The organism is Pseudorhodobacter sp., from assembly GCF_030452865.1.
GTDB lineage: Bacteria > Pseudomonadota > Alphaproteobacteria > Rhodobacterales > Rhodobacteraceae > Pseudorhodobacter.
Genome location: NZ_JAKDLJ010000196.1, coordinates 1 through 6,551 on the forward strand (window position 1 = coordinate 1; position 6,551 = coordinate 6,551).

The window sequence follows — 6,551 nt, forward strand, 5'->3', positions numbered from 1 at the left end:
CGCCCCGACGGATAGGGGAACATCTCCAACACATAGTATTTCGGACGCGAAGCATCGCGCCTGGCGGTGAACACGCCAGCCTCGGCCCATGCCTCTTGCCAATGTTTTTCAATAACAGCGGGATCATAGGGCATAACCGGGCCTCACAGCAGGGGATCAAATGTCCGGCGCAGTTAACCCACAAGCCTGTTGAACGTCCAGACCCGCTTCCACATCATCTGTTTCTAAATATCCCGGGGGTGCGGGGGCTGGCCCCCGCTGCCGTCCTCACAGCTTGCTGTCGCGAATCCGCAACTGGCGCGCGCGGGTCAGAATCGCATCCTCAACCGCGCGCTGGGTTTCCCGGCTGACCGGGCCACCGCCCCGCGTTTGCAATGACAGTTTCAACGACCGCGCATCCAGCGCCGGGTCCTGGATATAGGCGGTGGCGCGGTAAGCACGCCCGCCGCCCGGCGGCACGCCATAGCCGGTCACCAGAACCCCGGTGAACGGGTCCACCGTCTCAACGGGAAGGAAGTTGAGGATATCGAGAGTTGCATTCCAGATATATTTGTTCACTTCAATGGTGGTGTTCGGATCGCTGGAGTTGCTGAACAGGGCCCAGATCGTCCCCTCATTCGAGTCGGCCTTCGCCGCATCCTGCGCTGCCTGTTCGGCCACCGCCGCTTCGGACGCGCTCATCGGCGCCTTGCGTGACCCGAACAACCCAGAATCCCCGCTGCCAATGCCGCAGGCTGCAAGGGTGGCGACGGTCACACCCATCAGGGCGGCGCGAAGAAGATTAAGGCTCATACGGGTCTCCCGGCTCTTGGCACTGTTTGTCTAACTTAGCGCCCCCTGTGGAACAAGGGCTTTCCAACGCCTGCCGGGACTTGCCGGCATCTGCGGCAGCAGAATCACGGCATTTCACGCCACCCGCCACAGAATCGCCCGGTGAAAGCCGCAGTCATGTCGGACCAACTCCATGCGCTGGCCATGAAATCCCACCACTCTACCCTCGTACCCGCGTCACCCTGATCCCGTGGCGCGCCTTGTATAGCAGGGTGAAACCAGCCTCCAAACGGTTGTTCAACCCTTGCCGCGGCGGTTGCGTGTCGCAGACTGTGGCATTGTCGCACCACAAACCACGTCTTTCCTTCATCGGGTGCCGTCATCGTTGCAATCAACGCCGGAAGAGTGGATGAGAGGGGCATACCCAGATCGGATTTCCCTGAACTGGGCAGCACCTTTGACAAACACACGAGGGAAACATGAAAAAGATTCTTATCGCGACGACCGCACTTGTCGCAACTGCTGGCGTTGCTGCCGCTGACGTAACCTTGTCCGGTATCGGCCGCTTCGGCTTGAAGTATGACAACAGCGCGGCTGTTGGCGCCTCCAAGACCCAGTTGGCTTACCGCTTGCGTTTCAACATCGACGCATCCAAAGAAACCGATTCCGGCGTGACCTTCGGTGGTCGTATTCGCATGCAGTCCGACTACAACAGCAATGGCCAGACAGCCCGTCTGAACGCTGCAAACGTCTATGCATCGTACAATGGCCTGAAAGTCACCGTTGGTAACGTCGGCGGCGCATATGATGACGCAGCGCTGATCTACAACTCGGAACTCAGCTTTGACGGCACGTCTTTCGGTGACCCGGGCGGCAACTTCTACTCCTACAAGACCGGTGCCTATGCAGCGGCCGAAGCAAACCGGATGGGCGTGAACGTTGCCTACAGCATGGCTGGCATCAACCTTGAAGCCTCCTACATCAATCCGGATCAGTCCGTGAAGACCCTGCCTGCCGCCCAATCCTCTGAATTCGCTTTGGCAGCAAGCTACAAGTACAACCAGTTCACCATCTCTGCTGCAACCGCACAGAATGGCGGCGGCGTGAAGAACAACGACCTGTACTTCCTGGGCGCTGAATATGCTGTGAACGATCTGGCCAACGTTGGCTTGCTCTACATGGACAACGGCGACAAGACCATCGACGGTCGCACGATCACCCTGTACGGCAACTACAAAATGGACGCGATCACTCTGCGTGGCTATGTCGCCAACAACAACGCAGCGGGCAACGCAACCAACACCGCATTCGGCATCGGCGCTGACTACGATCTGGGCGGCGCGACTTTGGCTGGCGGCGTTGAGCGTGGCTATGCCAAGGAGACCGTTGCTTCCTTGGGTGTGAAGTTCTCGTTCTGATCCAACCGGATTTGACGATAGCGGAAAGAGCGGGCCTTGTGCCCGCTCTTTTCCTTTTGTGTCGGCCTTTCGGCCTTGCCGCCCCTTCCCTTTTTGCCGCGGCAGTCTTACCCTTCGGTTCGCAACCAAAGGCCCGGTGACATGACTCTCTCCGCCATTCAGTCCCAACTGTTGACGGCCTGCAAAGCCGCCAAGCGCGACCCTTCGGGTGTCACCCTGATCGCGGTCTCCAAAGTGCAACTGCCGGAGCGTGTTCGCGCGGTGCTTGCGGAGGGGCACCGCATCTACGGCGAAAACTATGTGCAGGAGGCGGTGGCGAAATGGCCGGATTTCCGGGCGGAGTTCGGCGGGATCCAGCTTCATATGATCGGCCCGCTGCAAACCAACAAGGCGAAACCGGCGGTGGAGCTGTTTGACGCGATACACACGCTCGACCGCCCATCGCTTGCCACCAAGCTCGCCAATCTGGCGCAAAGCCGGGGTCAAAGCCCTGAGATTTTCATTCAGATCAACATCGGCGCGGAACCACAGAAAGCCGGCGTGTTGCCCGATGATGCAGACGCCTTCATCGCGTCTGCGCGCGCGCTTGACTTGCCGATCCGGGGGCTGATGTGCATTCCGCCCGAAGGCGAAGACAGCCGCCCGCATTTTGCAGCTCTTGCCGGGATGGCCGCGCGAAACGGACTTTCCGGCCTGTCGATGGGGATGAGCAGCGATTTCGAGGCGGCAATCGCAGCAGGTGCCACGCATATCCGCGTTGGTTCTGCGATCTTTGGCGAGCGGCGATATGAATAGCGGCATAATCGCAATCGCCGCCACGCTGCTTCTGGCAACGCCCGCCCTCGCGGCAGAGCAGGGTTACGGCGTGGTTCTTGGCGGGCGGCAACTCGGCTGGGTCATCTTCGATAGCGGTGCTGGCATCAGTAAGGTCCGCAGCCAGTTCGACAACACACCACTTGGCGTTTTCAACGGCAGCTACACCGGTGCATCGCGCCCCGGTTCGGGATCCGGCGCGACGGTTTACAAGGGCAACAGCAGTTCATCGAACAAGGCCCGTGAAGTCACAATCACGCGCGCCGCCGATGGCCATTTGACCGACGTTCTGATCACGCCGCAAAAGGACCGCACCGATCTGAGCGTTGCTACCAACGTGCCGCCCGGTGTGCTCGACCCGGTAGAAGGGTTCGGGCGACTGATTTCAGGCAAAAGCTGCCCTTCACCTTTCGCGCTTTATGACGGGCGCAGGGTTGTGCAAGTGACTTCCGGGGCATCAACCACATCCGGCACCGTCACCACCTGTGACATCGCTTACAAGGTCGTTCTCGGCCCTGGCCACCTGTCGCCGCTTTACCTCAAGAATATCACGATCCGGATGGAGTATGACTCCGCGAAGGCGAAAACCGGGGTGACGCTGATGCGTCTGCGGTCAGGGATTTTTGAGGTGGATTTCGTGCGCGGTTAGCGCCGCACGATCAGCCGTGCGCCAAACCGCACCCGTGACGCGATCCAGAGCAGATCGGAAGGCCCGAATGCCACACATCCTGCTGTTGGAAACCCAGGCCTGCGCCAGCGATGCAGGAAAATTGCCGACCCTTTGCCGGGGCGGGCATCAGGCCAGTTCCAATCCGTGATCATCACCAGATCATAAAGCGGGTCGGCGCGGCGCATCTCCTCATGGCTGAAAGGATGCGGCGTGCGGACAAGGTGATTATAGTCCGGGTCGTTGCTGTCATCTGACCACTGGTCGCCCAACCGGATCGGCAGCGCCCAATCGGGCAAGGATTGGCCGCCCAAACGGTCCGGACGATAGAACATGCCGATAATCCGATGCACCCCTTCCGGTGTCGCGCCATCGCCTTCGCGCTTGTCACGGGTCAGGCCGCCACGCCCGATGGTACAGGCAAAGCGCCGACCGGCAAACCGCAAGCCCGTCGGGGTCAGCACAAGGTCATGCACACTCATGGCAAATGCCCGGATTTGGCGGCTTTGGTGGCAAGATAGGCGGCATTCTGATCGGTTTGCCCGACATGCAGCGGCACCCGTTCGGCCACAGTGATCCCCGCCGCGGCCATCATCGCGATTTTCCGCGGGTTGTTCGTCAGCAACCGCACAGAGGAAAACCCCATTTCGCGCAGGATATCGGCCCCGATTCGGAAATCGCGTTCGTCATCCTCAAATCCAAGCCGATGATTCGCCTCTACGGTATCAAAGCCCTGATCCTGCAAGGAATAGGCGCGCATTTTGTTGGCAAGGCCAATACCGCGCCCTTCCTGGTTGAGATACAGCAGGATGCCCGCGCCTTCCGCCCCCATTTGCGCCAAGGCGGCGTGAAGTTGCGGGCCGCAATCGCATTTCAGACTGCCGAGCACATCGCCGGTGAAACAGGCTGAATGAAGCCGGGCCAGCACTGGTTTGTCGCGATCCGGGCGACCGACCTCAATCGCGTAATGTTCCGGCCCGCCGTCCTCCGGGCGCAAGACATGCACCCGGCCAGCGCCCGCCGCTGCCATCGGCACCCGCGCTGCACTGACGGGATGCAGCGGCGAGGCGCGATCCAACTCCGGTTGGATTTCCGTCAGCGACAAATGCGTCAATGCCTCCGCCTCCGCGAGGTCGGGGGTCACGCTGACAGCGACAACCGCAGGCAACAGCGGCGCCGATTTCGTCAAGGCAATCGCAGCGCGATGCAGGGCCGCAGGCCCGTCGCGCAAGCTGCGCAGCGGCCCTTTCAACGGGAAGCGCAGATCATCTGCCGGGTCGGCCAGCGCGCGCAGCCAGTCCAGCCCCGCGCCATGCGGCACCGCAACGCGGAGCAGATCACCGTCATAGGCCGGGGTTTTCAATGTCTCGGCCCGCCGCGCCGTCAGAACCAGTTGCAGCGGCCCAAGACCTCGCATCGCCACCAGTCGTTCGTCCGACAGCGACTCAACCGCAACGATCAGCAACGCATCCCTGCAATTTCGCAGCAAGACCGGCACACCCATGCGCAAATCACCCCGCGCGCGGGTCATTCGTTCGACGGTCGACAGCCCAAGTCCCATGGCAGCACCTCTTTGCACCGTCTTTGATGTAACCGCCGCCACCGGAAATTGAAACATATCCTGCAAAACCCACACGTCAGCGTGAGAAGTTTGACGCATATCTTGTCGGAAGCGTGTGGCGGGCGCATCTCTTTCACAACAAAGAAGGAGCAGGACAATGGCCGCATTGCGCAAGATTCTTTTGGTGGATGACGATGATGACCTTCGCGAGGCACTGAGCGAGCAATTGGTCATGACGGAGGATTTCGATGTCTTCGAGGCGGCCAATGGTGCCGACGGGATGGAGAAAGCGAAGGCAGCGCTCTATGATCTGGTCATTCTTGATGTCGGCTTGCCCGACACTGATGGCCGCGAATTGTGCCGTCGGATGCGCAAGGTGGGGGTGAAAAGCCCGATCCTGATGTTGACCGGACATGACACCGACGCTGACACCATTCTGGGTCTCGATGCCGGGGCGAACGATTATATCACCAAACCGTTCAAGTTCCCGGTGCTTCTGGCTCGCATCCGCGCGCAGTTGCGCCAGCATGAGCAATCCGAGGATGCGGTGTTCCAGCTTGGCCCCTACACCTTCAAGCCAGCGCAGAAAATGCTGCTGGACGAGAGGGAAAAGAAAATCCGACTCACCGAGAAAGAGACGAATATCCTGAAGTTTCTCTATCGTGCATCGTCCGAGGTCGTGGCGCGCGATGTGCTTCTGCATGAGGTTTGGGGCTATAACGCCGGGGTCACGACCCATACGCTGGAGACGCATATCTACCGGTTGCGGCAAAAGATTGAACCCGATCCCTCCAACGCGCGGTTGTTGGTGACGGAGTCGGGCGGATACCGACTTGTTGCCTGAAGGCCATACTGTTGCCAGAATCGACAACTGTAGGGAACAAATCGCGGGTTTATAGCGTATATTGGTTGAACGATCCCTTTGTCGCGTCGGGGTAATGGCGCGGCATCCTCCCTGTTGGACCTTGGCCGGGCCTTGTGCCCGGTCTTTTTTTGCCTTGATGGGCGAAAACTGCGCTGGGGGTTGAGTGCGCAAAGCGCGCGGCTTACGGTATCGCAACCCGCAGCAGGAGCATAGAATGCCGTTCACCCTAGCCACTTGGAACATCAATTCGGTCCGTCTGCGTGAAGGTCTTGTCGCACGCCTGATGGGAGAGGAGGCACCGGATGTGCTGTGCCTTCAGGAATGTAAAAGCCCGGTGGAAAGCATCCCGACGGCGCAGTTTCAGGCGCTGGGCTATCGGCACATGGTTGCGCGCGGGCAGAAGGGTTATAACGGTGTTGCGATTCTGTCGAAACTGTCGCTGGAGGATGTCGGTGG

Annotated in this window: 8 protein-coding genes; 5 read left to right on the plus strand and 3 right to left on the minus strand. The window is 60.1% G+C overall.

Annotated elements, in window-relative coordinates; translation table 11 throughout:
* Positions 1–267 precede the first annotated feature (267 nt).
* Positions 268–792: a DUF3576 domain-containing protein gene (locus tag L0H65_RS11975; RefSeq protein WP_301459284.1), complete on the minus strand. Its 525-nt coding sequence runs from the start codon at positions 790–792 to the stop codon at positions 268–270.
* Positions 793–1,250: 458 nt separating this feature from the next.
* Here L0H65_RS11975 and L0H65_RS11980 point away from each other — a divergent pair, with 458 nt between their 5' ends.
* The 3 genes from L0H65_RS11980 (at position 1,251) to L0H65_RS11990 (ending at position 3,651) form a co-directional block, all read left to right on the plus strand.
* The gene (locus L0H65_RS11980; RefSeq protein WP_301459285.1) at positions 1,251–2,189 is read left to right on the plus strand and encodes a porin; all 939 of its coding nucleotides are present in this window, start codon (positions 1,251–1,253) and stop codon (positions 2,187–2,189) included.
* Between the two features lie 141 nt (positions 2,190–2,330).
* The gene (locus L0H65_RS11985) at positions 2,331–2,984 is read left to right on the plus strand and encodes a YggS family pyridoxal phosphate-dependent enzyme (RefSeq protein WP_301459286.1); all 654 of its coding nucleotides are present in this window, start codon (positions 2,331–2,333) and stop codon (positions 2,982–2,984) included.
* A complete protein-coding gene (locus L0H65_RS11990; protein ID WP_301459287.1) occupies positions 2,977–3,651 on the plus strand; it encodes a hypothetical protein in 675 nt (224 codons plus the stop codon). Before L0H65_RS11985 ends, L0H65_RS11990 begins: the two co-directional genes overlap by 8 nt.
* On the opposite strand, the gene L0H65_RS11995 is transcribed toward L0H65_RS11990, so the two are convergent.
* Both L0H65_RS11995 and ribA read right to left on the minus strand, forming a co-directional pair.
* Positions 3,648–4,151, minus strand: a complete 504-nt coding sequence (locus tag L0H65_RS11995) for a L,D-transpeptidase (protein WP_301459288.1) — start codon at positions 4,149–4,151, stop codon at positions 3,648–3,650. The genes L0H65_RS11990 and L0H65_RS11995 overlap by 4 nt on opposite strands.
* The gene (gene ribA / locus L0H65_RS12000; RefSeq protein WP_301459289.1) at positions 4,148–5,230 is read right to left on the minus strand and encodes a GTP cyclohydrolase II; all 1,083 of its coding nucleotides are present in this window, start codon (positions 5,228–5,230) and stop codon (positions 4,148–4,150) included. The genes L0H65_RS11995 and ribA overlap by 4 nt, the downstream gene beginning before the upstream one ends.
* 157 nt (positions 5,231–5,387) lie before the next feature.
* Here ribA and L0H65_RS12005 point away from each other — a divergent pair, with 157 nt between their 5' ends.
* Both L0H65_RS12005 and L0H65_RS12010 read left to right on the plus strand, forming a co-directional pair.
* Positions 5,388–6,074 (plus strand): response regulator transcription factor, encoded by a 687-nt coding sequence (locus L0H65_RS12005; RefSeq protein WP_301459290.1) that lies wholly within the window; start codon positions 5,388–5,390, stop codon positions 6,072–6,074.
* A 235-nt stretch (positions 6,075–6,309) separates the two neighbouring features.
* Positions 6,310–6,551 (plus strand): endonuclease/exonuclease/phosphatase family protein (locus tag L0H65_RS12010; protein WP_301459291.1); only part of this gene is annotated, 242 nt, incomplete at its 3' end.

Excerpts from the sequence above, each read along its gene's own strand:
- L0H65_RS11975 (WP_301459284.1), bottom strand. The coding sequence starts at position 792 with ATGAGCCTTAATCTTCTTCGCGCCGCCCTGATGGGTGTGACCGTCGCC.
- L0H65_RS11980 (WP_301459285.1), top strand. The coding sequence starts at position 1,251 with ATGAAAAAGATTCTTATCGCGACGACCGCACTTGTCGCAACTGCTGGC.
- L0H65_RS11985 (WP_301459286.1), top strand. The coding sequence starts at position 2,331 with ATGACTCTCTCCGCCATTCAGTCCCAACTGTTGACGGCCTGCAAAGCC.
- L0H65_RS11990 (WP_301459287.1), top strand. The coding sequence starts at position 2,977 with ATGAATAGCGGCATAATCGCAATCGCCGCCACGCTGCTTCTGGCAACG.
- L0H65_RS11995 (WP_301459288.1), bottom strand. The coding sequence starts at position 4,151 with ATGAGTGTGCATGACCTTGTGCTGACCCCGACGGGCTTGCGGTTTGCC.
- ribA (WP_301459289.1), bottom strand. The coding sequence starts at position 5,230 with ATGGGACTTGGGCTGTCGACCGTCGAACGAATGACCCGCGCGCGGGGT.
- L0H65_RS12005 (WP_301459290.1), top strand. The coding sequence starts at position 5,388 with ATGGCCGCATTGCGCAAGATTCTTTTGGTGGATGACGATGATGACCTT.